Origin of the sequence: Frateuria sp. (assembly GCF_035943815.1) — a bacterium.
Taxonomy (GTDB): domain Bacteria; phylum Pseudomonadota; class Gammaproteobacteria; order Xanthomonadales; family Rhodanobacteraceae; genus Frateuria_A.
Genome location: NZ_DASZBU010000015.1, coordinates 370,665 through 395,892 on the forward strand (window position 1 = coordinate 370,665; position 25,228 = coordinate 395,892).

Annotated in this window: 24 protein-coding genes; 7 read left to right on the forward strand and 17 right to left on the reverse strand. The window is 62.9% G+C overall.

Translation table 11 applies throughout. From position 1 onward, the window contains the following. A complete protein-coding gene (locus tag VGU65_RS12240) occupies nt 1-411 on the forward strand; it encodes a GtrA family protein (protein ID WP_327476090.1) in 411 nt (136 codons plus the stop codon). Between the two features lie 29 nt (nt 412-440). After that, nucleotides 441-1,160, forward strand: a complete 720-nt coding sequence (locus VGU65_RS12245; protein ID WP_327476091.1) for a class I SAM-dependent methyltransferase — start codon at nt 441-443, stop codon at nt 1,158-1,160. Nucleotides 1,161-1,485: 325 nt separating this feature from the next. Here the strand turns inward: VGU65_RS12245 and VGU65_RS12250 are convergent, their stop codons facing one another. The 10 genes from VGU65_RS12250 to VGU65_RS12295 all read right to left on the reverse strand — a co-directional run bounded on the left by VGU65_RS12250 (nt 1,486) and on the right by VGU65_RS12295 (nt 13,856). After that, nucleotides 1,486-2,982, reverse strand: a complete 1,497-nt coding sequence (locus tag VGU65_RS12250; RefSeq protein ID WP_327476093.1) for a hypothetical protein — start codon at nt 2,980-2,982, stop codon at nt 1,486-1,488. 108 nt (nt 2,983-3,090) lie between these two features. After that, nucleotides 3,091-4,044 (reverse strand): methyltransferase domain-containing protein, encoded by a 954-nt coding sequence (locus VGU65_RS12255; RefSeq protein WP_327476095.1) that lies wholly within the window; start codon nt 4,042-4,044, stop codon nt 3,091-3,093. A gap of 77 nt (nt 4,045-4,121) precedes the next feature. Next, the gene (locus VGU65_RS12260) at nt 4,122-4,715 is read right to left on the reverse strand and encodes a D-glycero-alpha-D-manno-heptose-1,7-bisphosphate 7-phosphatase (RefSeq protein WP_327476096.1); all 594 of its coding nucleotides are present in this window, start codon (nt 4,713-4,715) and stop codon (nt 4,122-4,124) included. Beyond that, nucleotides 4,715-5,413: a nucleotidyltransferase family protein gene (locus tag VGU65_RS12265; RefSeq protein ID WP_327476097.1), complete on the reverse strand. Its 699-nt coding sequence runs from the start codon at nt 5,411-5,413 to the stop codon at nt 4,715-4,717. The genes VGU65_RS12260 and VGU65_RS12265 overlap by 1 nt, the downstream gene beginning before the upstream one ends. Continuing rightward, nucleotides 5,403-5,999, reverse strand: coding sequence for a D-sedoheptulose-7-phosphate isomerase (locus VGU65_RS12270; protein ID WP_327476099.1), 597 nt, complete (start codon nt 5,997-5,999; stop codon nt 5,403-5,405). Before VGU65_RS12270 ends, VGU65_RS12265 begins: the two co-directional genes overlap by 11 nt. After that, the gene (locus VGU65_RS12275) at nt 5,984-6,919 is read right to left on the reverse strand and encodes a GHMP family kinase ATP-binding protein (protein ID WP_327476101.1); all 936 of its coding nucleotides are present in this window, start codon (nt 6,917-6,919) and stop codon (nt 5,984-5,986) included. Before VGU65_RS12275 ends, VGU65_RS12270 begins: the two co-directional genes overlap by 16 nt. Nucleotides 6,920-7,008: 89 nt before the next feature. Then, nucleotides 7,009-10,377 (reverse strand): methyltransferase domain-containing protein, encoded by a 3,369-nt coding sequence (locus VGU65_RS12280; protein WP_327476103.1) that lies wholly within the window; start codon nt 10,375-10,377, stop codon nt 7,009-7,011. 3 nt (nt 10,378-10,380) lie between these two features. Beyond that, nucleotides 10,381-11,784, reverse strand: a complete 1,404-nt coding sequence (locus VGU65_RS12285) for an ABC transporter ATP-binding protein (protein WP_327476105.1) — start codon at nt 11,782-11,784, stop codon at nt 10,381-10,383. Then, nucleotides 11,774-12,598 (reverse strand): ABC transporter permease, encoded by an 825-nt coding sequence (locus tag VGU65_RS12290; RefSeq protein ID WP_327476107.1) that lies wholly within the window; start codon nt 12,596-12,598, stop codon nt 11,774-11,776. Before VGU65_RS12290 ends, VGU65_RS12285 begins: the two co-directional genes overlap by 11 nt. Nucleotides 12,599-12,692: 94 nt before the next feature. Beyond that, nucleotides 12,693-13,856, reverse strand: coding sequence for a trans-sulfuration enzyme family protein (locus tag VGU65_RS12295; protein ID WP_327476109.1), 1,164 nt, complete (start codon nt 13,854-13,856; stop codon nt 12,693-12,695). Between the two features lie 170 nt (nt 13,857-14,026). Here VGU65_RS12295 and rfbB point away from each other — a divergent pair, with 170 nt between their 5' ends. From rfbB to rfbD, 4 genes are read left to right on the forward strand one after another with little or no spacing between them, the layout of a single operon-like run. Then, nucleotides 14,027-15,076, forward strand: a complete 1,050-nt coding sequence (gene rfbB / locus VGU65_RS12300) for a dTDP-glucose 4,6-dehydratase (protein ID WP_327476111.1) — start codon at nt 14,027-14,029, stop codon at nt 15,074-15,076. 10 nt (nt 15,077-15,086) lie between these two features. Continuing rightward, on the forward strand, nt 15,087-15,974 hold the full coding sequence (rfbA, locus tag VGU65_RS12305; RefSeq protein ID WP_327476113.1) for a glucose-1-phosphate thymidylyltransferase RfbA: 888 nt from the start codon (nt 15,087-15,089) through the stop codon (nt 15,972-15,974). Then, on the forward strand, nt 15,971-16,528 hold the full coding sequence (gene rfbC, locus VGU65_RS12310; RefSeq protein WP_327476115.1) for a dTDP-4-dehydrorhamnose 3,5-epimerase: 558 nt from the start codon (nt 15,971-15,973) through the stop codon (nt 16,526-16,528). Before rfbA ends, rfbC begins: the two co-directional genes overlap by 4 nt. Beyond that, entirely contained in the window at nt 16,525-17,442 is a 918-nt protein-coding gene (gene rfbD, locus VGU65_RS12315) for a dTDP-4-dehydrorhamnose reductase (RefSeq protein ID WP_327476117.1), read from the forward strand. The genes rfbC and rfbD overlap by 4 nt, the downstream gene beginning before the upstream one ends. 258 nt (nt 17,443-17,700) lie before the next feature. Here the strand turns inward: rfbD and VGU65_RS12320 are convergent, their stop codons facing one another. From VGU65_RS12320 to VGU65_RS12350, 7 genes are all read right to left on the reverse strand, one after another. Beyond that, nucleotides 17,701-18,102 carry a type II toxin-antitoxin system MqsA family antitoxin gene (locus VGU65_RS12320; RefSeq protein ID WP_327476119.1) on the reverse strand — a complete coding sequence of 134 codons (402 nt, stop codon included), beginning with the start codon at nt 18,100-18,102 and terminating at the stop codon, nt 17,701-17,703. A gap of 2 nt (nt 18,103-18,104) precedes the next feature. Next, a complete protein-coding gene (locus tag VGU65_RS12325) occupies nt 18,105-18,401 on the reverse strand; it encodes a type II toxin-antitoxin system MqsR family toxin (protein WP_327476121.1) in 297 nt (98 codons plus the stop codon). Nucleotides 18,402-18,721: 320 nt separating this feature from the next. Beyond that, nucleotides 18,722-20,551, reverse strand: coding sequence for a glutamine--fructose-6-phosphate transaminase (isomerizing) (gene glmS / locus VGU65_RS12330; protein WP_327476123.1), 1,830 nt, complete (start codon nt 20,549-20,551; stop codon nt 18,722-18,724). Nucleotides 20,552-20,631: 80 nt separating this feature from the next. Beyond that, nucleotides 20,632-22,002, reverse strand: a complete 1,371-nt coding sequence (locus tag VGU65_RS12335) for a pyridoxal-phosphate dependent enzyme (protein ID WP_327476125.1) — start codon at nt 22,000-22,002, stop codon at nt 20,632-20,634. Between the two features lie 141 nt (nt 22,003-22,143). Next, nucleotides 22,144-22,371 carry an HP1242/YdcH family protein gene (locus VGU65_RS12340; RefSeq protein ID WP_327476127.1) on the reverse strand — a complete coding sequence of 76 codons (228 nt, stop codon included), beginning with the start codon at nt 22,369-22,371 and terminating at the stop codon, nt 22,144-22,146. Between the two features lie 301 nt (nt 22,372-22,672). Further along, complete coding sequence (locus tag VGU65_RS12345; protein WP_327476129.1) at nt 22,673-23,329, reverse strand: hypothetical protein; 657 nt, start codon at nt 23,327-23,329, stop codon at nt 22,673-22,675. Beyond that, nucleotides 23,326-23,901, reverse strand: coding sequence for a DUF4398 domain-containing protein (locus VGU65_RS12350; RefSeq protein ID WP_327476131.1), 576 nt, complete (start codon nt 23,899-23,901; stop codon nt 23,326-23,328). Before VGU65_RS12350 ends, VGU65_RS12345 begins: the two co-directional genes overlap by 4 nt. Nucleotides 23,902-23,997: 96 nt before the next feature. Here VGU65_RS12350 and VGU65_RS12355 point away from each other — a divergent pair, with 96 nt between their 5' ends. Then, entirely contained in the window at nt 23,998-25,113 is a 1,116-nt protein-coding gene (locus tag VGU65_RS12355; RefSeq protein ID WP_327476133.1) for a PilT/PilU family type 4a pilus ATPase, read from the forward strand. The last annotated feature ends 115 nt before the right edge of the window (nt 25,114-25,228 follow it).

Sequence of the window (25,228 nt, forward strand, 5' to 3'; positions counted from 1 at the left end):
ATGAAAACGATCTTGGCCCATCTCCGACGCCCTTTCCTGCACCGCGCCTGGTTTGGTGAAGTTCTGCGCTTCCTGATCGGGGGAGTGCTGAATGTGATCGTTGGTTATGGTGGCTATCTAATTCTGCTGCACCTGTTTCGCTACGAGGTGGCATACGCTTTCGCATATTTACTGGGCATCGTCGTGTCGTATGTATTCAGCACGCTCTACGTGTTCCGGCAGCCCATGCGCTGGCGCTCTGCATTGCGCTATCCACTGGTGTACCTCCTGCAGTTCCTGCTCGGCCTGATCTTGCTCAAGATCTTGGTCGAACTAGTCCACATGCCGCAGCGATTCGCCCCGCTCGCCGTCGCCGTACTCACCATACCGGCGACATTCCTGGCATCGCGCACCATCGTTCGCACGAATTGAGCACTATTTCAGAGTCCGACGAGATAGCCATGAACAAGTCAGTGAAACCTGAGTTTGATCAGTACGCCGAGAATTACACGGATCTCCATCGGGCTAGCATTCGGACCAGCGGCGAGGATCCCGCGTTTTTCGCGGCTTACAAGGCTGGATACATGGCCTCATGGCTCGGGGACAACGCTCGCGTCAAGCCGGTTTCGATACTTGATTTTGGCTGTGGTGTCGGCAATGCGATTGCTCACTTGCGCAAAGCGTTCCCTGCCGCGTCGCTGCACGGCGCTGATCTGTCGGGCGAGAGCATTAGGCTTGCCGGCCAATCCCATGCTTGCGAGGCGACGTTCCGCACCATCGAAAATGCCCGCCTCCCCCATGACGACGCGAGCTTTGACATCGTCATGGCGGCTTGTGTCTTTCACCACATACCGCCGGTCGAACGTGCCCACTGGATGAGTGAAATCAGGCGAGTGTTGAAGCCCGGTGGCCACGTTTTCATCTTCGAGCACAACATGCTCAATCCGCTGACTCTGAAAACCGTACGGGACTGCCCTTTCGATGAAGACGCGATCCTGCTACCGCGCTCTGAACTGCTCGGTCTAACCCGGCGCGCAGAGTTTGACGGCGTCCGCTGCCGCTACATCGTATTCTTTCCGCATCTGCTCAGCTTCTTGCGCCCGCTCGAGCCGGCCATGGGCTGGATACCCCTTGGCGCGCAATATGTTGTTCACGGCATTGCCAGTCAGGCTCGTGTCTGACAAATGCCGCACAACCGCGGGCGTTGCGTGTCACGGAGGCTTACTTGTCTGCAGCGTGCAGTGAATAACGGTCGGCTAGCATCTCGCCTCAATGACGATAGTGTATAGGGGATGCCCAGCAGCCCTGTCAGTATGTAGCTTTCCGATTTCTAGAAGACCAGGCAACCAGGGTTTTCCCTTCTGGTACGGTGCAAACATTTTTTTCCGCCATCCTGCTTGAGTACCCAGCGAGCGAGCGGTGCTTGGCTGATAAGGAAGCAAGCCTCCAGACAAACCAGCCTGCCGCTGAGCACCAATGAGGCTTGTGCAAGCACGGGCTTTACATTTAATCAGGTTTCGCCGGACCGACGACTTGCCCGTTGGCAGCTGATGTCAAAGGCGCAGCAGGAACCGGCAACAACCGTGGCAAATAGACATGCCGCTGTTGCACCTTCGATGAAAATACGTTGAGTCGGTTTTGACTCAGCAGCCGAGTGAGTTCTCGACGTTTCCCCATGGACCAATTGCACACCGGCAACTCGGGCACGCAGGCGGCGGCATGCGCGGGATCTTTGGCGAGATCGTCGATCTGATGAGCCATCTGGACGTAATAGGCCCATAGGTAGGGCCGCATATGCCACGCATAAATCGACGTAGGGATCTGTGCCACGAGCAACACCAGACATCCGACCGCAGGCGTCCATGTACCAATGGCATGCCACCCCGTGGAGGATTGAGGCGTTGCGCCAAGCGAGCCAGCCCACATGAGCAACAACGCGATCAGGTGGCCTCCATAGAGCAAGACGTAGCGTGGTTGATTCAGATAGTCATTACCGGAAACTGGCACACGCCCTAGGATAATGCCGGCCACCCAACCGTATGAAAGCAACATCAGGCACACGGCGACGAAGGCTGGGCGATTGTATCTGCCACGAAATGCCATCCGCCAGAACCACAGATGTGCCAGAAGTAACACCAATCCCATGGCTATTTGCATAGCCAGCCAGGTCTCGGCGTGAAAGGACTCGAGCGGGCTCCGATAGAACACCGGCAATGTTAGCGGCAACACCGCCCACATCCACCACCCTTTGTCCCAAAAGCGCTCGAGCAGTAATCCCAGATGAGAGGACAATGGAACTGGAGGTGTGCCGCCGACGATCGGCGCATAGGCATAGCCGATTCTGACCAGCACCGTGCATACGATCATTACGACCAATAACTTCCAGGTCGATCGGCGTCGCTGTTCAGGATCTCGAAGCCACATTAGCAATAAGGCCGCTACTGCAGCGATGATGGCAATCAGAGCACTGTCATCACTACTGATGTCCAACACCAGTGTAACCAACGCCAGTGCAACATAACGCTGTTTTTGATGGGCATGCCACACCACCACCACGAACAGCAGGATGATCAGGCTGGTAACGTTTTCGAGCGCAACCAACGGCCATGTCCACGTGCCCGCGTCCGCATTCAGTGAAAGCAGCACCGCACAAATGGCGGCCCAAGCAAGACAGCGGTAGGCATCGCCGCGATCGTTGCATCGCTCCACCACAATGATTCGATAGAAAACAAGCCCGCAGGCGGCGGCAGCGAGAACACCAACCACAGCCCCGACAGCGAAATCTAAATCGAAATAACGCCATTCGAAGAGGAGTAGCATTTTGAACAACGGCTGTGCGTGATCCGCACCCGCGCGCTTCACGAAAAAGTCGCCGACCCCTAGGCTCCCATTGATCGCCTTCCGCAAGAATACGTCAAGAAAATACCACGCATCATCGCGAATGACAGGCGAAGATGCTCGCAGCACGAAATAGATAGCGTTGAGCAAGAGCAGGGCAGCCACGAGCCATGCAAACGCACGTGCGATGGCAGGCACAAACTGCTTAGAATTCAAGCCACGCCTGGAATGATTTGTTAAGACCACGTACGCTCCTTAAAATGCCAACGAAGGCTATCGGCGCAGGAACTTAAGGAGTTTCCTTTCGGCCGTGCTCAAGGCAAACATTCTTTTCAATTCACGATCCAAACCCAGCGCCCAGTGGGTTCTGGCCAGGTATTCCTCCTGGTAATAGGAGGAGCGCGCAGCCTCAAACGCCGCCTGAAACATCAACCCCGACTCCTCCAAAAACGCCTTGTTTTCCCCCAGTGGCTGATAGATTCGATGCGCGAAATCCGACACATCAGCAACTGGCTTGAATTCCGCGATGAATGCGTAGCTTTTGCCGGGAATCGCGTTGACCACAAATCCATGAGGCTCAAAAATCTTTGCGATTCCGGGTAGCGAATATGAAACGATGTGGCCTCGATGCAGCGGATCGAGATACCCACGATCCTCTTTCAACACGTAATCTGGCATGCCAGTATTGAACAGCCAGAGGGAGCCGGCCGCGCTCACTCCAGCCAAACTCTTGGCTAAGCTACTCAGCATTTTCGGCGTAAGGTGCTCAATCACTTCGATACATACGCCCGCATCGAACGTCATGTCGAGTTCGGCCACTTCGCCGACTCGATAGTTGGGATGTGTGGAATGCTCTTGCGGGGGGAACAGCTCGATTCCGTAAAATGACCCCGAACGTCCGGGAAATTGTTCACTCAATCTGTCCAGCAAATACCCCGGACCAGTACCGACGTCCAAAAAAAGCTTTACCGGCCGCCTTGCATAAAGAATGGCCTCACCTGCGCGAACCAGCGCGGCGCCGTTAGCGCGCTCACGAGCAGCTCGCAGTTCTTCCTGCCAATACGCTGCATCGTATATCCGGGTGCTCTTGCCGGCATCAATGTCATTGATGACGTCGCTAGCGATGTGCAGCGCACCGCAAGCACCACATTGCATGTAGTCATAGCCATCGATCGTTTCATAGAACGACGACGTTCCGGAATCGCACACCGGGCAGTCTGTTTTCATGCGGTCACCTTCAGGTTGCGATATCCCGTGGTCGGCCACTATCGAATAGCATCACTCCGCTGCGCCAGCTTACCCCGTTACCCTGCCCTCCCCCGCACCTTCATGTAGTTGACCACGTCGACAAACGGCTCCGGCTTGCCTGGGTCAACCAGGAAACCCCTCGGCACGCCTGCCTTCGTGGCGGCAAGCAGGTCACTCTCCTTGTCGCCCACCATCACCGATTCTCCGGCCGCGAGGTAAAAACGCGCGATAGCCGCCAGGAACAGGCCGGGGGCCGGCTTACGGCAGTTGCACTCGCAGCGCAGATCATCCGATCCGGCCATTGGGTGGTGCGGGCAATGGAACGTGGCGAGGATAGCCACGCCGCGCTCGGCAAACTCACGGTGCATCCATCGGGTGTAGTCGAGAAACTCCGCCTCGCTGTAGTAACCGCGGGCGATACCCGCCTGGTTGGTGACCACGACCAGGGCATAACCGGCGTCGCGCGCCGTCGCGCAGAGCTCGAAGATGCCCGGCACCCAATCGGTTTGCGCTGCCGTGTGCACGTAGCCGTGGTTGACGTTGATAACGCCGTCGCGATCCAGGAACAGCGCTTTGCGCGGCGCAGGCACGGCCGCCAGCAGCTCGTCCGCACGGGGATCCAGATACGGCTGGGCGATTTCGCCCGCCATTACGCGCTACCGAACAGGCTTTGCGCGCGCTGGTAGTCTTCCGGCACGCCGATGTCGATGAATCCGCTGGAGGCTTCGAAGCCGCAAACGCGCCCGGCCATCGTCAGCGGTGCGAGCACGCGCGTTTCGAAGGAGAACGCCGGCTCCGCTGGCAAGGCCCGGATGGCGGCGGCCGTCAGGTAGTAGCTGCCGGCATTGATGTAGCCGGGGCCGCTCTCGCCCTTCTCCCGGAAACCGGAGATGCGTGCCCCTTCGCGGATCACGGCGCCGTAGCGCGCCACGTCCGCCACCTGGGCAAGTGCCATGCCTAGGTCGGCGCCGGCATGCACGGTGGCCTGCTCCAGCGCGCGCAGGTCGTAACGCAGGAAGGTGTCGCCATTGAGCACATGCGCCGAATCTCCCTGCAGCATGCCGCAGGCCTGGCGCACGGCGCCGCCGGTGCCCAGCGGATGGGACTCGATGGAATAGTCCATCCGCATGCCGCACCATTCCCGCCCGATGCAATCGACCACGCGCTCCGCCAGGTAGCCGGCGGCCAGCACCACATGGCGCACCCCGTTCCCGGCCAGGTTATCGAGCAGCCACGCCAGAAACGGCCGTCCGGCGACCGGAGCCAGCGGCTTGGGGACATCGCTTACGACCGCCCGCAGACGGGTTCCCAGCCCCCCGACGAGGACGATGGCTTCCTCAGTCGCCACGCGGGAACATCTCGGCCTCGATCAGCGCGCACAGCAGGTGGCCCAACGCTTCGTGGCCTTCCTGGATGCGCGGCGTCTCGCCGGACGGCACGCGGAAGCAAAGGTCGCACAGTTCGACCATCTGTCCGCCGCCCTGACCAGTGAAACCTATGACCACCATGCGCTTCGCGCGTGCGGCCTCGATGGCGCGAACTATGTTGCGCGAATTGCCCGAGGTGGAAATGGCGACCAGCACGTCGCCTTCTTGCCCCAGCGCCTCGACTTGGCGGGCGAAGACGTAGTCGTAGCCGTAATCGTTGCCGATGGCGGTGAGGATGCTGGTGTCGGTGGTCAGGGCAATGGCCGGCAGGCCGGGGCGATCGTAATAGAACCGGCTGACGAGTTCCCCCGCCCAGTGCTGGGCATCGGCGGCGCTGCCACCGTTACCTGCGAAGAGCAGCTTATGGCCACTACGCAGTGCGGCCACCGATTGGCCGACGGCTTTGGCCATCAACTCGTGCAGCTGCGCATCCCGTGACATTTCGGTCAGCAGCTTGATCGATTTGTCGAACTCGGCCTCGAACATGGCCTTTACATGATTCGCCATGAAGTGGCTCCTTGTTGCGTGAAATGGAAATCCAGCAGCCGCCCACCGTGTGCGGCGAGCGCGCGGGTCAAGCCGATGCGCTTTTCCGGCTTGCACATGAAGATCATGAAGCCGCCGCCGCCTGCGCCGGAAACCTTGGCCGCATGGGCACCGTTGGCGAAGGCCAGCTGCTCCACCTCCTCAATCAGCGGATTGGAGATAGAGCTGGCCATGTTCTTCTTCGCCACCCAGCCTGCCTGCAGTGTGCGGGCCAGGCGATCGAGGTCGCCGCGCAGCACGCACTCCTTCATCTCCACCGCTTCCTGCTTGAGGCTGTGCATGGCGTCGATGGAGGACTGCTTGCCCTCCGTGACGTTCTTCGCCTGCTGGTCGATGATGTCCGCCGAAGCGCGCGACACGCCGGTGAAATAGAGGACGATGGAAGCCTCCAGTTCGGACCACACCCAGTCCTTCACACGCAAGGGGTTCACGATGACCCGGTTGCCCGCGTAGAACTCCATGAAATTGAAGCCGCCGAACGTTGCGGCGTACTGATCCTGCTTGCCGCCGGCCAGCTTGAGATCGCTGCGTTCTATCTCATAGGCGAGGTTGGCGACTTCGTACTCGCCCAGGGGCAGCGAGTAGTACTCCACGAACGCCTGTACCAGGGCCACTACCATCGTCGAGGACGAGCCCAAGCCAGATCCCGGCGGGGCATCCGAGAAGGTCTGCACCTTCAGCGGGCGCGCCTGGCCTGAAAGGAAGTCACGGCAAACGCGCGCGTGCACTCCTTTCAGCAATTGCAGCGCCCCACCCTGGGTCGGTATGACGTCACAATCGTGAACCTCGGAGACCCCGACATCCAGCGCTGCGAACTCGCACTGCCCGGATTCGGAGGGAGAGAGCATGGCGTACGCGTATTTGTCGATGGTGGCATTCATGACATGACCACCATAGACGTCACAGTATGGCGACACGTCCGTGCCGCCCCCCGCCAGCCCCAAGCGTAGCGGCGCGCGCGCACGAACGATCATCGAACAACCCCAAAACCGAAGATTTCCGCCAGAGCGGTACGCATGGATTGCCGGGAGAAGCGCAGCTCGGCATAGCGGCTGGACGCAACAGACAGCCTACGCCATGCACTGTCATCCACCAGCAGCTCTTGAATCGCGTTGGCAATGCTCTGGGCGTCATCCGCCACACGGGCCACTTGCTCAAGACCATCCAATCCCTGTGCGCCAATGCCGGTGGTCACGAGAGGGAGCCCCTGCTGCAGCGCTTCCACCACCTTGGACTTGATGCCCGCGCCGAAGCGCAGCGGAACCACAGCCACCCTGCAACGGCGATAGAAGTCCTGCAACACGGCATCTTCCACATAACCGGTCACGACCACGTGCTCCGAAGCCAGCGCCAGCACCTTGTGGTTAGGGTTGGATCCAACCAGATAAAGTCGGGTGGCGGGATCCGCTTCGATCAACCGCGGGAGGATTTCCTCTACCAGCCAGATGGCCGCGTCGACATTCGGGGGATGTCCAAACCCAGCTACGAACAGGATTCCGGAACGCTCCTTCGGGTCGTCGTATCCGTGAGTTCCGAAACGGTCAAAACAATATGCCTGCACTTGGCGACAGGCGGTGGCGGGCGCCAAATGGGCAACCTCCGCGACTTCGTCGCTCGTCGGGTACAGAACAAGATCGGACTTGTTCCACAAGTCACGTTCCATCTTCTCGAACTCATCTGCCTTGGCCAAGTGGGCATCGTCCCCACTTAGCTCATGCTGCTTGCGCAAACGAGCAAAATGCATGTCGTGCCCGTAGTACACCACTCGGGCCCGAGGGACGTATTTCTTAATTGCATCGATGAAATGTACCGAAACATGCGGGCGGCTAAGCAGCACATGATCGATTTGACTGCCGAATTCCTGCAGATAACGCTCGAACCCATTCAACCAGGCCGAACCGTATATCACCTCGACACCCATCGCCTGCAGCGGTGGCGTATAGACCGGGTCGAGCCAGAGGTTTTCCGGCCAGAACTTGACGGAGTTACCGAGGTCGCACAACCCCTGCAGGAACTGCATCATGGTCCGCGAACCTGCGTCGCGATCCGGCTGCGGCACGTAGTGGTCCACGACCAGCACGACAGGTTTCCCGCGGCTACGCTCGCGGGCACGAAATACGTTCTGCGCGTTCGGATACTGCCCAGCCAGATCCCCTTGCCAACGCTGCAAGAATTTCTTTTGGTTCTCGAGCTGGTAAGCCTTTATGCCACTGTTTTCGTCAGTGCCGTGCGAGATGCCCTCGTAGTGGACTACTTTCGAAAAAGGGGTGTAGTACACCTTCTTGCCCGCAGCACGCACCTTGAAGGCCAGATCTGAATCTTCGCAATAGGCAGGGGCGAAAATCTCGTCGAAGGCGCCGACTTCTTCGAACAACGCTTTGCGTATTAGCAGGGAGGCACCGGAGCAATAATCGGCCTCATGCACATAGTTGAATTGCGGATCCTCGGGATCGGCCAGCCGGCCGAAATTCCAGCCGCTCGCATCGGCCCAGATGATGCCGCCCGCTTCCTGCAGTCGACCATCGGGATAAACCAGCTTGGACCCCACCATGCCGCAGTCATCGAAACGTTCGAACACGTCGAGCATTGCATCCAGCCAGCCAGCGGTCACTTCGGTATCGTTGTTCAGGAAGTAAAGAAACTCCCCCTTGGCACTGCTTGCCGCGCGGTTGCAGGAACGTATGAAACCGAGATTTTCCGGGTTTACTTCGTAACGCAGCCCCGGGACTTCAGCAAGCGCATGAATATCCGTGTCGCCCGAGCAGTCCTCGGCCACGATCACTTCGATTCCCACCGGGGGCATGTGAACCATGATCGAGCGCAGGCAGGCGGCGGTGTAATCCAGGCGGCCATACGTAGGGATGATGATGGAAACAAGGGGCTGGGCCGTTTCCGGAAAGGCGAGGCCCTGAACCATTTCGGCTGCTTGCGCCGAAGTCACCGGGAAGTGCAGGACGGGAGCTGCAGGCGATCGTTCGCCCTTGCGCATCAGCCAGGCCTTTACCGGCTTCTTCAAGGGCTGCAGCACGCTTACCCCATTCAGATTGGAACGGCGCAGCGAGTGTGCAACGGAAACCCAATCGCCGCGTAGCAACCGGCCAATGAAGCGCAACGGCCGGGTGATTTTCCAGGATATGGAATGGGTCAGCGTTTCATGCTGGCTGCGAAGCCGCTCGATTTCCCGTTCGATATCCGTGGCCCGCCTTTCCATTTCCACCTTTTCCAGTTCCATCCCTGCTAGCTGGCGGATCTTAGCTTCAGTCCGAATGTTGGCCAACTCAAGTTGCTGGTGGGCTTCGCTCAACTCGACACCCAAACTGCTGGCCAAGACCTCCGCCTGCTGGCGTGCCCCCCTCGCTTGGTCGACTTGTTGCCGCGCTTCGCCGAGCTCGGCATCAAGGCCCTTCGCCCAGGTAACCGCCTCGGCGTGCTCACCCTGAAGCTCACCGACGCGTTGACGGGCAACCAACAACTCCTTGTCGAGCCCCTGGGCCCAAGCCACCGTGCTGGCGTGCAGCTCGACCAAGGCACCATGCTCAGTCCGTAGCGCGGACAGCTCTCGATCGAGACCAACTGCCCACTTCGCCACCTCGCGATGATGGGTGTAAAGATCCTCTGCCTCGGAAAACAGCACGGAAGGCCGCAGTTTTTCCAAGGCCACCTCAGGCAATCCGGCAACGGCAATGTAATAGACCGGGTCAGCCAGTGATGCAGTCCGCTCTACGACGTCCGAGCCGGTATCCGTGAGGGCTGCGTAATCCCGGCTGTTTGCGTCACCTTGCATGTCGAATATGGATGACCCGACGGCAAGTCTTTGCCCGAAGTACCGTATGGAATCGAACTGCTCTCGCAGCACGGCGTCGAACTCGGCAAAATCAAGTTCCTTGACATGAAACTCGTTGTGGTGCCCGGCGAGTTCGGTATATACGACACGATTGGGGGACGATATGACCAGAAACCCGTCCTTGCGCAGAACACGCCTGATCTCCCGGAGCATCTCGCTGTGGCGATCGTGATGTTCGATGGTCTCGAAGGAAACAACCACGTCGACGCTGTCATCCGGCAACGGTATCTCTGCAGCGTTACCCACCTTGAATCCAAGGTTTGAGTACTTGCCGTATTGGGTAGCGGCGTGTTGAACGGCATCTTCCGAGATGTCCACACCCAGCACCGAGCGCCCAAAGCGCGCGAGTATCGCGCTGCCATAGCCTTCACCACACGCGATATCGAGTACGTCCTTGCCGGCGACAAGCGCGGTGCACCATGCATAGCGGTGCAGATGCTCGTGACGAATCTCCCCCAGCTCCGTCGGCACATAGCGCTCACCAGTGAACTTCATCGGTTACGCCCCCACCTGTTCGATCTCGATCCGGTGCATGGGAATCCCCACCAGCCCGTGACGCATGGTGCTCTCGTGTGCCTTGAAGCTGATCGCATCATGGATCCAGTGCTGCTGCGTGTGGCTTTCCTGTGTACCGGTGGCGAGCGCGACGTCGACTGAATAGTCGCCGCTGGGCAACACCGGCATCCGGAAACGGAAGTGCGCACGCAGACGAGTGCCTGGCTGCGCCTGAACCGGCCGCTCGTGGTAACTGACGTAGGTGTTGTCGCCGAAAATTCGCTGCCCCAAGCGATCCTTTACGTAGAATCCGAAAATAGGTGCGTCGATGGGTTGCAGCACGTCCACGTCGATCGAGAGGTCCGCCACCTCGCCGCCGGCGACCAGCCGGTGCGCCTTGCCATCACCGCCCAGCAATTGCAATTGCACGTTGACGATGCGCGCCGCACCGGCGCCGAACTCGGAATCGATCTGTTCCAGGTCGAAATCGAAGACTTCGATCAAGTTCCGCGTTGCCTCGCCGTTGAGCACCGCCTTGCGCGGGTCCACGACGTCAGCGGGCATGCCGTGGTCTTCTCCGGTAGCAGGCAGGTCGGAGTTGGCGGTTGTACGTACAGTTACCGACTCACCCAGCGAAGCACGATCAGCGGCGTGTTGCGCAGCCAGATAACGCTCGACCACATCGCGCGCCGAACCATCCATCACCTGTTCCCCGCCATCCAGCCAGATGGCTCTGCTGCATAGGTTGGTGACCGCGCCCGTGTCGTGACTCACGAACAGCAGCGTGCCGCGTTTTTGGAAGTCCCGCAGGTAGCGCATGCACTTCTGGGTAAATCGCACGTCGCCGACACTGAGCGCCTCGTCGATCACCAGCGTGTCGGCATCGACGTGTGCAGCGACGGCGAAAGCCAGGCGCACGTACATGCCGCTGGAGTAGGTTTTCACCGGCTGGTCGATGAAATCGCCGATATCGGCGAAGTCCACGATCGACTGGAATCGGCTGCGCAGCACGCTCTCGGAGATGCCATAGAGCAAGCCGCTCAGGTAGACGTTTTCCCTGCCTGTGAATTCGGGGTTGAAACCCGCACCAAGCTCCAGCAGAGCAGCGATGCGCCCACGCACGGCCACCGAGCCTTCGGTGGGGTGCAGGGTCCCGCACACCATCTGCAGCAGCGTCGACTTGCCTGAGCCGTTGCGGCCAATGATGCCTACCGTTTCGCCGCGACGCACATTGAACGACACGTTGCGCAGCGCCCAGAATTCCTTGAAATAATCGCGATGCGGCCGGCCGAGCGCCCAACCGACGCGCGGCATGAGCATCTGTTTGAGTCGATCGGCAGGCTGCGCGTAGATCTCGTAGCGCTTGCCAAGCCCCTCGACGCGGATATTCATATCGTCAGAGGACATCGGCGAACCCCTTTCGGCTTCGCTCGAACCAGGCAAAGGCCAGCCATGCAAAAAGCATGGACACCAGCGTGTAGAGGCCAAGTATTTCCCAAGCGGGCTGCCTACCCCAGACCAGTACGTCCTGTGATGCTTCGACGATAGCCGTGAGCGGATTCAGGTACATCCAGTTGCGGAACGCGACCGGGATGGTTTCCTTCGGATACATTATCGGCGCCAGGAACATCAGCGCTGTGGTGATGATGCCGATTGCCTGCTTGAGGTCGCGCAGGAACACGCCCAGCGACGCCAGCAGCCAGACGACGCCAGCCACGAATGGCAGGAAGCAGGCGATGACCGCCGGGAACAGCACGGCCGTCCAGGGAACCGCTCCATTCGCCAGCCATTCGATGATAAGCAGCACCAGCGTCGAGACCAGCAGATGGAACAGCGCCGATCCGATGACGCTCCACGAGAGCGTTTCCAGCGGAAACACCACCTTCTTGACGAAGTTCGTGTTCTCCACGATCAGGGTTGGGGCGCGATTGGCGCATTCGGTGAACATCGAATTGATGTTTAAGCCTGCGAACAGGATGACGGCAAACTCGAATTGGCCGCCGGTCTGCCCTCTCCAGCGCGATTTGAAGATGACGCCGAAGACGAACGTGTAGATCATCAGCATCAGCAGCGGATTGAAAAACGACCACAGCAACCCGACGAACGAGCCGCGGTAGCGGCCAACGACATCGCGCCGCGCCATCTGCACCACCAACGCAAGATGGCGGGACAGCGCGCGGTATGGGGAAAGCGGATCAGCGAGCTTGTAAGCTGAAATCATGGAGTTCCAAGCGTTCTGCTAACGTCTATTGATAGCCAATGGCTTACGTGAGCGTTTAAGCAACGAAGGAGCCGAATGGCCGATGGATGCGGGATCAAGCCAGCGCAGCAGCAAGTTCCACACGCAGGTCTTTGATGTCCTCCACGCCCACGGACAACCGCACCAAGGCATCGCTGATACCAAGCCGCTTGCGGTTGGCCGGCGGTACCGAGGCGTGGGTCATGATGGCCGGGTGCTCAATCAGGCTCTCGACGCCGCCCAGCGACTCGGCCAGCGCGAACAGCTCGCAGCGTTCCAGCATGCGACGCGCCTTCTTTAGCCCACCTTTCACCTCGATGCTGATGATGCCGCCGAAACCCTGCATCTGGCGCTTGGCCAACGCATGCTGCGTGTGGCTTTTCAGGCCCGGGTAGATCACCCGCTCGACGGCCGGGTGCTTGTCCAACCAGCCGGCCAGTTCAAGCGCGCTGGCGCAATGCTGGCGCATGCGCAGGTGCAGGGTTTTCAGACCGCGCATCGCGAGGAACGCATCGAATGGGCCGGCCACCGCGCCCACCGAGTTCTGCAGGAACGCCATCGACTCGGCCAATTCTTGGCTGCCGGCAATCACGATGCCGCCCACCATATCGGAATGGCCATTGAGGTATTTCGTGGCGGAGTGCAGCACCAGATCCGCGCCGAATTCCAGCGGCCGCTGCACCATCGGCGAGCAGAAGGTGTTGTCCACCACCAGAATCAGGCCGTGCTTTTTCGCGAAAGCGGAAACCTTGGCCAGATCCACCAGCTTGAGCATGGGATTGGTCGGCGTCTCGGCCCAGATCATCCGGGTGTTGGGCTTGAGAGCAGCTTTCAATGCGGCGCCGTCGTTCAGGTCGACGAAACTGAAATCCAGCCCGGCCGAGCGGCGTCGGACGCGCTCGAACAAGCGGTAACTGCCGCCGTAAAGGTCGTCCATTGCGATCACGTGGCTGCCCGAGTCGAGCAGGTCCAGCACGGTCGCCGCCGCGGCCAGGCCCGAAGCGAAGGCAAAACCGGCCACACCCCCCTCAAGGTCGGCCACGCAACGCTCGTAGGCCATGCGCGTGGGATTCTGCGTGCGCGAATACTCGTAGCCCTTGTGCTTGCCAGGGCTCTCTTGCACGTACGTAGAGGTGGCGTAGATCGGCGTCATGATCGCGCCGGTGCTCGGGTCCGGATGCTGGCCGGCATGGATGGCACGGGTACCGAGCCCCAGGGGCGCGTCGGCTTTCTTGGTCATGACTGATCCTTCGCTTGGCGCCGTCGGACGCGGCGCGGGTGTGGGGGCGACATCTTAACTGCGAACCGCCGGATTGCCTTAATTTCCACCAAGCGGATGAGGTGCATCGTGCTCGGAAAACCCTTGGATTCAGTGCACAATATGTGTTTTGGACTGGGACTTTCTGGGCTATGGAAACCTTGCTCGTCACCGGCGGCGCCGGCTTCATCGGCGCCAATTTCGTGCTGCAGGCGGTCGCCGATGGCCTGCGCGTGGTCAACCTGGACAAGCTGACCTACGCCGGCAACCTCGACACCCTGGCCTCGCTCGAAGGCAACGAGCGGCATGTGTTCGTGCAGGGCGACATCGGTGATCGGGGGCTGGTGGCCCGGCTTCTGACCGAACACCGGCCGCGGGCCATCGTGAACTTCGCGGCCGAGTCGCACGTGGACCGCTCGATCGATGGCCCGGCCGCGTTCGTGGAAACCAACGTGGTAGGCACGCTCGGCCTGCTCGAATGCGCCCGCGATTACTGGCGCGGCCTGGAAGGCGCGGCGCGCGAAGCCTTCCGCTTCCTGCACGTGTCCACCGACGAGGTCTACGGCTCGCTGGGCGCCGAGGGCAAGTTCACCGAGACCACGCCGTACGCGCCCAACTCGCCCTATTCGGCGTCGAAGGCCGCCTCCGATCATCTGGTGCGGGCCTTCCACCATACCTACGGCCTGCCCACGCTCACCACCAACTGCTCCAACAACTACGGCCCCTATCAGTTCCCCGAGAAGCTGATCCCGCTCACCATCCAGAAGGCGCTCGCCGGCGAGTCGCTGCCGGTCTACGGGGACGGCAGGAACATCCGCGACTGGCTCTACGTGGGCGATCACTGCAGCGCCATCCGTCGCGTGTTGGAAGCCGGCCGCGTGGGCGAGACCTACAACGTGGGCGGCAATGCCGAACGCGAGAACATCACGGTGGTCAAGACCATCTGCGCGCTGCTCGATGCCCGCCGCCCCCTTGCCGACGGGCGAGCGCGCGAGTCCCTGATCACCTTCGTCAAGGATCGCCCCGGCCACGACCGCCGCTATGCGATCGATTCGAGCAAGCTGCAGGATGAGCTCGGCTGGGCTCCCACGCAGACCTTCGAGAGCGGCATCGCGCAGACCGTCGACTGGTACCTCGCGCACCAGCTCTGGGTGCAGCGCGTGCTGGACGGCAGCTACCGCATGGAACGGCTGGGATCGTGAGGAAACACGCATGAGCGCACGCAAGGGCATCATCCTCGCCGGCGGGTCCGGCACGCGGCTGTACCCGATCACCCAGGGCATCAGCAAGCAGCTGCTGCCGGTGTACGACAAGCCGATGATCTACTACCCGCTGGCGATCCTGATGCTCGCCGGCATCCGCGAGGTGCTGGTCATCAACACGCCGCACGAGCAGGCCCTTTTCCAGCGCCTGCTGGGCGACGGCTCGCAGTGGGGCATGGACATCCAGTACGCCGTGCAGCCCTCGCCCGACGGCCTGGCGCAGGCGTTCCTGATCGGCCGCGAGTTCCTCGGCGGCGCGCCCAGTTGCCTAGTGCTGGGCGACAACATCTTCTATGGCGTGGGGCTGACCGAGCGCTTGCAGCGCGCGGCCGCACGCGAGCAGGGGGCCACCGTGTTCGGCTACTGGGTGCGTGATCCGCAGCGATACGGCGTGGCCGAGTTCGACGCTGAGGGTCGCGTGGTCGGCCTGGAAGAGAAGCCTGCGCAGCCGAAGTCGCACTACGCCGTCACGGGCCTGTATTTCTACGATGAGCACGTGTGTGACCATGCCGCCTCGCTCAAGCCTTCCCCGCGCGGCGAGCTGGAGATCACCGACCTCAACCGCTGCTATCTGGACCAGGGCAACCTGCACCTGGAACAGCTCGGTCGCGGCTATGCCTGGCTCGACACCGGCACGCACGAGTCGCTGATGGAGGCCGGCAACTTCATCCAGACCATCGAGCACCGCCAGGGCCTGAAGGTGTGCTGCCCGGAGGAGATCGCCTACCTCCGCGGGTGGATCGACGAGGCGCAGTTGCTGCGGCTCGCCGAGCCTCTGGCCAAGACCGGCTATGGCGCCTACCTCAAGAACCTGATCGGGCAGGGAGCCGTGCGATGAAGGTGATCGAGACGTCGCTGCCGGGCGCCCTGGTCATCGAGCCCCAGGTGTTCGGCGACGCCCGCGGCTTCTTCTACGAGAGCTACAACGAGGCGAAGTACCGCGAAGCGGGCATCGACCGGCGTTTCGTGCAGTCGAACGTCTCGCGCTCGGCCAAGGGCGTGCTGCGCGGCCTTCACTACCAGTGGCCCAACCCGCAGGGGAAGCTGGTCAGCGTGCTGGAGGGCGAGGTCTACGACGTCGCCGTGGACATCCGCCGCGGCTCGCCCACCTTCGGGCGCTGGGTTGGCGTCATGCTCACCGCCGACAACCATCGCCATTTCTGGATTCCCGAAGGCTTCGCCCACGGCTTCTGCGTGGTTTCCGAGTTCGCCACCTTCAGCTACCAATGCACGGCGCTGTACGACCGCGAGGGCGACGCCGGCATACGCTGGAACGATGCCGACATCGGCATCGATTGGCCGGTCAGCGCACCGCTGCTGTCGGAAAAGGACACGCGCGCACCGTTCCTCAAGGACGTGCCGGCCGACCGGCTGCCGGCGTTCACCCTATGAAGATCCTGCTGCTGGGCGCCAATGGCCAGCTCGGCCGCAGTTTCATGGAGGACGGCGGCCTGGCCGCGCGCGGCGAGCTGGTACCCGCCTCGCGCGATGGCGTGCTCTGGAACGGCGAGCGCGGCGAGATCGGCGATCTCTCCGCAAGCCTGACGCCACTGCTCGCTCGCGTGCGCCCCGACGTGATCGTCAATACAGCCGCCTACACCGCGGTCGACCGCGCCGAGCAGGAAGAAGCGCTGGCCACGCGCATCAACGGCGAGGCGGTCGGTGAACTTGGCGCCTGGGCCGCCGCGCACGGCGCGCTGGTGCTGCACTACTCCACCGACTACGTCTTCGACGGCATGGCGACCACGCCCTACCCCGTCGACGCCCCGACCGGCCCACTCGGTGCCTACGGCCGCAGCAAGCTCGCTGGCGAGCAGGCATTGCGCGCCAGCGGTGCGGATTACCTGATCCTGCGCACCGCCTGGGTGTATGCGCCGCATGGCCACAACTTTCTGCGCACCATGCTGCGCCTGGGCGCCGAGCGCGAGGAGCTGCGCGTGGTGGCCGACCAACAGGGCGCGCCCACGTCCACGGCGCTGATCGTGCGGGCCAGCCTCGCGGCGCTCGACCGCTGCTTCAGCGAACCCGCAGCCCGCACACGACTTCTCGGCACGCATCATTTGGTGGCCAGTGGGCATACGAGCTGGCATGGCTTCGCCTGCGCGATCTTCGAGGAAGCCCATGCGCGTGGACTGCTCGCACGTGCCCCGCGCGTCTTGCCCATCGCCACCGCCGATTACCCCACGCCCGCGCGCCGGCCGGCCTGGTCGGTGCTCGACAACGCGGACTTTCAGCGAAAGGTCGGCATGGCGCTGCCCGATTGGCGGGCAGGCCTCAGCGACGTGATGGACCGCATTGCCGGTTGAGCCAGGCTCAAAGCTTGCTGGCAGGTGCGTAGTTTCGCGTAACGATGTGCCAACCTGGGGCTGCTTTGGCAGCCGCAGGTCAGACTGATGCGGTCGGTCGCCTTTCCTTTGCAACAGCTGGGTCGACCGATTAGAAGTACCAACACGCATCGAGCGAGGAAGCGCTGGTGTAGATGCGCGACACTCTGTCGGATCTTATGGCGCTGTAACCCGAAAGCCTGGTTACGTGGATGAAAGTGACGACTGATTTGATACCGGTTAGGCGACCCTGACTTCACTCAACAGGTCAGGATGACGATCAAGCACCCTCAGCAACTTCACCAGCGCCAGGGGCGGCTTGGTCTTACCGGTTTCATATCGCGAGAACGCATTGACGCCGCCGCCGAAAATTTCGGCAGCTTCGCGCTGGTCGAGTGCCAGCTTCTTTCGGACACTGGCGATGAAGCTGGGATCAACGATTGAGGCATTCACCTGCCTATTGAAATCCAGCATCACCGCACTGGTACGTGCCGACTCGGCAACATCAAGGATCATTTCCCCACAGCTCGGACAGAAGTCGCCGGTGACGCCAGGAATGAAGGTCGATTCGCCCTTATAGGTATAGGGCATGTCGCGGGTGTCTCGCACCAGTTCAGCGCTTGCACACGATGGACATTTCATGGTCAAAGCTCCTTGAAGGACACGATGAGTACGTCATCAATGACCGTCAGCTTGAGGTAGACCTCGCCAGCGGACGCGCTGGGCCGGTACACGTCTTGCCACACCCGATGATCCGCTTGGGTAGTCATGCTCTTGTAGAAATCCTTCGGGGTCAGGGACGAAACCACGCCGACGATGCCCGCAAAGTCGAAGCCCATGGCAGCGCCATCCGCCAAAGCCGAGAACGTAGAACGCACCTTGCCGTCGGCAAGCAAGGTCTTCACGACGGCCAGCTTGCAATGAGGGGTGCTTTTCTCCATGTGCCAAGACTAACCTAATAGGTTTATTTTGGCAAGTAGGTTAATGGTGCTGGCGCGCGTCGTTACATGCGCAGGCTCATCAGCAGGCTACGTGCTCGGCACCAGCACAATGTTCGGCCGCTACCGGAATAGATGACCAGTTGGGTTGGAACCCGCAGCCAATAGAGCTTCCAACTCGGCTCCCGCCGCCGATGATCCAGGCTAAACATTGGCGTGCGCATCGAGCTGCCGGGCCGCCGTGGGAATCTCTTTTATGCCGCCTGCCTCGCCGGCGCTCCTGTTGGAACCTCGCACCGACAGCGGCACGCCCAAACCCGGGTCTACTCCACCGTCACCGACTTGGCCAGGTTCCTCGGCTGGTCGACGTCGGTGCCGCGCAGCACGGCGACGTGGTAGGCGAGTAGCTGCAAGGGCACGGTGAACACCGCTGGGGCGATCAGCGAGCCGCCGCCATCCACGCGCAGCGTGGCGCCGTTGGCGTTGTGCTCGTCCACCTCGGCCTGGCCGTCGGCGAAGACGATCAGGCGGCCGCCGCGAGCGCGCACTTCCTGCAGGTTGGACTTGAGCTTGTCCAGCAGCGGGCCGTTGGGGGCCACGGCGACCACCGGCATCTCCTCGTCCACCAGCGCCAGCGGGCCGTGCTTGAGTTCGCCGGCGGGATAAGCCTCGGCGTGGATGTAGGAGATTTCCTTGAGCTTGAGCGAGCCTTCCAGCGCCACCGGATACTGCGCGCCGCGGCCGAGGAACAATGCGTGGTTCAGCGGTACGAACATCGCCGCCAGCTCGGCGATCTGCGACTCCAGCTTGAGCGCCTCCTCGATCGCGCGGGGCAGGTGCGCGAGCTGCGCGCACAGTTCGGCGTAGCGCGCCGCATCCAGCCCACGCTGCTCGGCGAGCTTCAGGCACAGCAGCGCGAGCGCCGCCAGCTGCGTGGTGAAGGCCTTGGTGGAGGCCACGCCGATCTCGGGGCCGGCGCGGGTCATGAGCTTGAGGTCCGCCTCGCGCACCACGGACGATTCGGGCACGTTGCAGATCGCCAGCGTGCCCAGGTAGCCGCGGCGGCGCGACTCGCGCATGGCCGCGAGCGTGTCGGCGGTTTCGCCGGATTGCGAAATGGCCACGAACAGCGTGCCTTCCGGCACGACCGTGTCGCGATAGCGGTACTCGCTGGCCACTTCTACGCTGACCGGCAGCCGCGCGTACTCCTCGATCCAGTACTTGGCGACCAGGCCGGCGTGGTAGCTGGTGCCGCAGGCGATGATGTGCAGGCCCTTGACCTTGTCCAGCAGCTCGTCGCCGCCGACGCCGAAGATGTTGGGCAGCACGCCGTGCGGGCCAATGCGTGCCTCCAGCGTGTCGCTGATTGCGCGCGGCTGCTCGTGGATCTCCTTCTGCATGTAGTGGCGGTATTCGCCGCGCTCGACCGCGTCGGTGGACAGCTCGCTCTGGTGCACCGCGCGTTCCACCGGCGCGCCGTCCAGGCCGTAGACCTGCACGCTGTCGCGGGTGATCTCGACCACGTCGCCTTCGTCCAGGTAGACCATGCGATTGGTCACCTGGATCAGTGCCTGCGCGTCCGACCCCAGGAAGTTCTCGCCGATGCCCAGGCCGACCAGCAGCGGCGCGCCGCGCCGCGCGCCGACCACGTGGCCGGGCTCGTCGTGACTGATCACCGCGATGGCATAGGCGCCTTCGAGCGCACGCACGGTGGCCAGCACCGCGTCGCGCAGGCTCATGCCCCCGGCGATGCGCTCCTCGATCAGCGCGGCCATCACCTCGGTGTCGGTCTCGGAGGTGAACACGTGGCCGCGCGACTGCAGCTCGGCGCGGAGCGTCGCGTAGTTCTCGATGATGCCGTTGTGCACCAGCGCCACGCGGCCGACGATGTGCGGGTGCGCGTTGGCCTCGTTTGGCACGCCGTGGGTAGCCCAGCGCGTATGCGCGATGCCGGTGCAGCCGGGCAGCGGGTCGGCCAGGTAAAGGGCTTCCATCTCGCGCACCTTGCCCTTGGCGCGCACGCGCCGGATGGCGTGCTCGTCGAGCACGGCCAGGCCGGCGGAGTCGTAGCCGCGGTACTCCAGCGCCTTGAGGCCGGCGATCAGCAGAGGGGCAACGTCACGCTGGGCGGTGGCGGCAACGATTCCACACATGGGCACGGTTCCTTAAGGGGGTTCTGCGCAAGGCTGGCGATTGTTCCCGGGGCTTGTTTCAACGGGCTTTCGCGCGGGCTTTAGTGCACCTTGCGGCGCAGGTAGTTCAACAGGTCGATGCGGGTGATCAACCCCAAGAACTGGTCGCCGTCGACCACGATGGCCACGTGGCCGCGCTCGAACACCGGCAGCAAGGCCTCGATCGGGGAATGCACGTCGAGCTTGGTGAGCGAGGTGATCATGGCGGTGGAAACCGGGTCGCGGAAGCGCACTTCGTTGGCGTGCACGTGCATCAGCACGTCCGACTCGTCGAGGATGCCGACCAGCTGGTTGCCGTCCATCACCGGCAATTGCGAGACGTCGTACAGCTTCATGCGCGTGTAGGCGGTCATCAGCAGCTCGTTCGGGCCGACCACCACGGTGTCGCGCTGGGCGAACGGACGCAGCAGCAGATCGCGCAGGTCGCCGTGCTGCTGGCGCTCGATGAATCCGTTGTCGAGCATCCAGTAGTCGTTGTACATCTTGGACAGGTACTTGTTGCCGGTGTCGCAGACCAGCGTGACCACCCGCTTCGGGGTCGTCTGTTCGCGGCAGTATTTCAGCGCCGCGGCCAGCAGCGTGCCGGTGGAGGAACCACCCAGGATGCCCTCCTTGGCCAGCAGCTCGCGCGCGGTGAGGAAGCTTTCCTTGTCGGCGATCGCGTAGGCCTTCTTCACCCGCGAGAAGTCGCTGATGGTCGGCAGGAAATCCTCGCCGATGCCTTCGACCATCCAGCTGGCGGACTTGTCCGACAGGATGCCCTCGTTGATGTACTGCGCCAGGATCGAACCGACCGGATCGGCCAGCACGATCTCGGTGTCCGGCGAGTGCTTGGCGAAGTACTGCGACAGGCCGGTCATGGTGCCCGACGAACCGCAGCCGACCACCACGGCGTCGACGCGCCCGTCCATCTGCTCGAGGATTTCCGGCCCGGTGGTGGCGATGTGAGCCGCCGGGTTGTCCGGGTTGCCGAACTGGTTGATGAAGTAGGCGCCGGGCGTCTCGCGGGCGATCCGCTCGGCCATGTCCTGGTAGTACTCCGGGTGCCCCTTGGCAACGTCCGAGCGGGTCAGCACCACCTCGGCGCCCATCGCCTTGAGGTTGAAGATCTTCTCGCGACTCATCTTGTCCGGCACCACCAGGATCAGGCGGTAGCCCTTGGCCTGCGCCACCAGTGCGAGCCCCAGGCCGGTGTTGCCGGCGGTGCCCTCGACCAGCGTCGCGCCGGGCTTGATCCTGCCTGCGCGCTCGGCCCCCTCGATCATCGACAGTCCGATGCGGTCCTTGATCGAGCCGCCGGGGTTGGCGCTCTCGAGCTTGAGAAACAGCTCGCAAACGCCCGTATCGAGCCGCTGGGCCTTGACCATCGGGGTGCGCCCGATCAGCTCCAGCACGCTTTGGTGAACCGTCATGGCGACTCCGTCGTTGGCCTGCTGGCGAAGCGCCGGATGATAACCGAGCTGCCGTGCACGACGGCATTCACGCCGCCCAGACGCACGCGGCCCCGGCGCTTCCAGAGGAAAGGGCCGGGGCCGCGGTCGGAAATCAGGCGGTCAATGCATCTGGGGAACGCGCGCATCCCACATGCGCTGCAGTCGTTCCTTGGCGTGGAGCTTTTCCTTCTTCATGCCGCACAAGGTGACGTCGTCGATGGGGAGCACGCCGATCTCGGCGTCGTGGACCTTGCTCTTGAGTTCGCGGTGGTGCTGGTAGAGCCGGCGGAACTCCGCGTCGGCCTTCATGAATGCTTCGACATCGTCACGCTGCTGGTTTTCGAACATGATCCGACCTCCTCACGAGATGAGCGGGCGCGTGATCGGCGCACCCGCGGACGGATGAAGCGCGCGCACCCGCGCCCCGTGCGCATCAGCGAAACAGGGATGGACAGTGCGAGGGGGATTGGGCGCATATTTCAGGTCAGTAGGCCCCGGAACGGTGTGTCCCAAGGCCACTCGACCCTACTCCCGCGCCCTGGGGCACGCAAGCCGCCGCGGCAGACGATGCCGCGGCAGGTTTCTTACGGTCTCGTCCGCTTGCCGCGCGGCCGCCTGGGAGGCGGCCGCGGCCCGTTGCGGCGGGTGCTCAGTCGCCGCTGGCGGGCTTCTTGGTGGACTTTTTCTTGGCCGGGGCCGCGGGCGCGGCGCCGGTATCGCCCTGCATCTGCGACCGCATGGCGCGAGCGGCCTGGGCGGCCAGCTCGGCCTCGCGGCGGGCGGCCCTGGCGACACGGCTCTGCGCGGCAGCGAGCTTCTTGGCCCGCTCGGCTTCGGCGCGGGCCTGTTCGGCGGCCTGCGAGGCCTCCATGCCCTGCTGCTGCAGGCGGGCGGCCTCTTCCTGGGCCATCTGGTACTGCATGCGCTGGCGTTCCAGTTCCATGCGGGCGGCTTCGGCCTCGCGGCGGCTCATCTCCAGCAGGATCTGGTCATGCTCGCGGTCGAGCTGGGACAGCTTGCCCTGGGCGTCCTGCAGCTGCGCGGCGGCCTTGGCCAGGTCGACCCGGCGCTCGGCCAGGTACAGCGCGTGCGGCCGGTCGCTGCGGCCGGACTGCTCCAGCCGCGCGATGGCGGCGCGCGCCAGCGCCTGTTCGGCCTGCGCGTACGTGCCCAGGGTGGGATCGTTGGCGAGCTGGTCGAGGCTGGAGCTCAACCGGCTCACGTCCATGTCGTCCTGGCCGGCCGCCAGGGCCGGTCCGGCCAGCGCCAGCAAGGCGATCATCGCGGTGGTGGCAAGGCGCTTCATTGCTGGCCTCCCTGGTCCTGGTTCTGGGCGCTCTGGGATGGCGCGGGCTGGAAGCCGCCGTCTTGCGGCAGCGGCGCGGACAGCACCGAGGCCGATGGGGCCGGCATGTCTTCCAGCGTGGACGGCGCGCTGCTGCCGGCAGCCGGCGCCGGGGCGGAAGCCGGCCGTGCCGGCGCCTGTTCCATCTGCTGGCGCAGGCGGGTGTTCTCGTCGACCTTGGCTTGCACCTGCGCCCGCGCGCTGCCGAGCTGGGCGCGGGTCCGGGCCAGTTCGGCGTCCGCGCGGGCCTCTTCGGCCAGGTTGGCGGCATCGGCGTACTTGCGCGCGGCCATCGAGGCCTGCGCCTGCTGGAACTTGGCCTGGGCAAAGCCCAGGTCGACCGGATCGTAGTCGGCCGCACCGGCGTCGCGGGCGGACTGCAGCAGGGCCTGGGCCTGGTTCATGGAGGCATCCGGCGGCGGCACGCTGGCACAGCCGGCCAGCGCCAGCAGCGCAGCCGCCAGGATCAAGCCACCTGCCGCCCGGCCGATACCCTTGATGCGCCCGGGCGGCCGGGAAAAGATGTGCACCATCACTCATTCCTCGCGCAGTGTCGCCGCGTATTGTGGGCGGGCATAATCACTGTTTGCAACGCGCCAGAGAAAGCGCGATCAACCCAGAGGTCCTTCGTGGATATCGGTTACTTCCTCAAGCTGATGGTAGACAAGGGCGCGTCGGACATGTTCCTGACCACCGGCGCCCCGGTGAACATCAAGGTCGAGGGCAAGCTCTACCCGCTCGGCAACACCGGCCTGCCCAGCGGCATGGTCAAGAAGATCGCCTACTCGCTGATGGACGAGGGCCAGGTGCCGCAATTCGAGCGCGACCTGGAGCTCAACATGGCGCTGGCGGTGAAGGAAGCCGGGCGATTCCGCATCAACGTGTTCAAGCAGCGCGGCGAAGTGGGCATGGTGATCCGCGCGATCAAGAGCGAGATCCCCTCGGTCGAGCAACTGCAGCTGCCGCCGATCTTCCGCGACCTGATCATGGAGCAGCGCGGCCTGATCCTGGTCGTCGGCGCCACCGGTTCGGGCAAGTCGACCACGCTCGCGGCGATGCTCGACCATCGCAATTCGAACTCGCCGGGCCATATCCTCACCATCGAGGATCCGATCGAATACCTGCACCGGCACAAGAAGTCGATCATCAACCAGCGCGAGGTCGGGCTGGACACGCACAGCTATCACGAGGCGCTGAAGAACGCGATGCGCGAGGCGCCGGACGTGATCATGATCGGCGAGATCCGCGACACCGACACCATGGAGGCGGCGATCGCCTTCTCCGAAACCGGCCACCTGTGCCTGGCCACGCTGCATTCGAACAACGCCGACCAGACGCTGGAGCGCATCCTCAACTTCTTCCCCGAGTCGGCGCACAAGAACGTGCTGATGAACCTGGCGCTCAACCTGCGCGCGGTGATCAGCCAGCGCCTGGTGATCGGCAAGGACGGCCGCCGCATCCCGGCGGTGGAAGTGCTGCTCAACACCCCGCTGATCCGCGACATGATCCGCCGCGGCCAGATCCACGAGGTCAAGGAAGCGATGGACCGCAGCCTGCAGGAGGGCATGCAGACCTTCGACCAGTCGCTGTACAAGCTCTACAAGAGCGGCCGCATCGAGCTGGAGGAAGCGCTGGCCAAGGCCGACTCGCGCGACGGCCTGGCGCTGAAGATCCGCCTGTCCGAAGGCGGCGGGGCGGAGAACGCCGAGCTGGTGGGCAACGATCCATACGGCCTGGGTTTCTGAGCCTGGGTTTCTGAGCCTGGTTTCTGAGCCCCGTTTTATGAGTCTGGGCTTCTGAGCCCCGTTTTATGAGTCTGGGCTTCTGAGCCGGGTCAATCGGGACCGAAGAAAGGGCGCA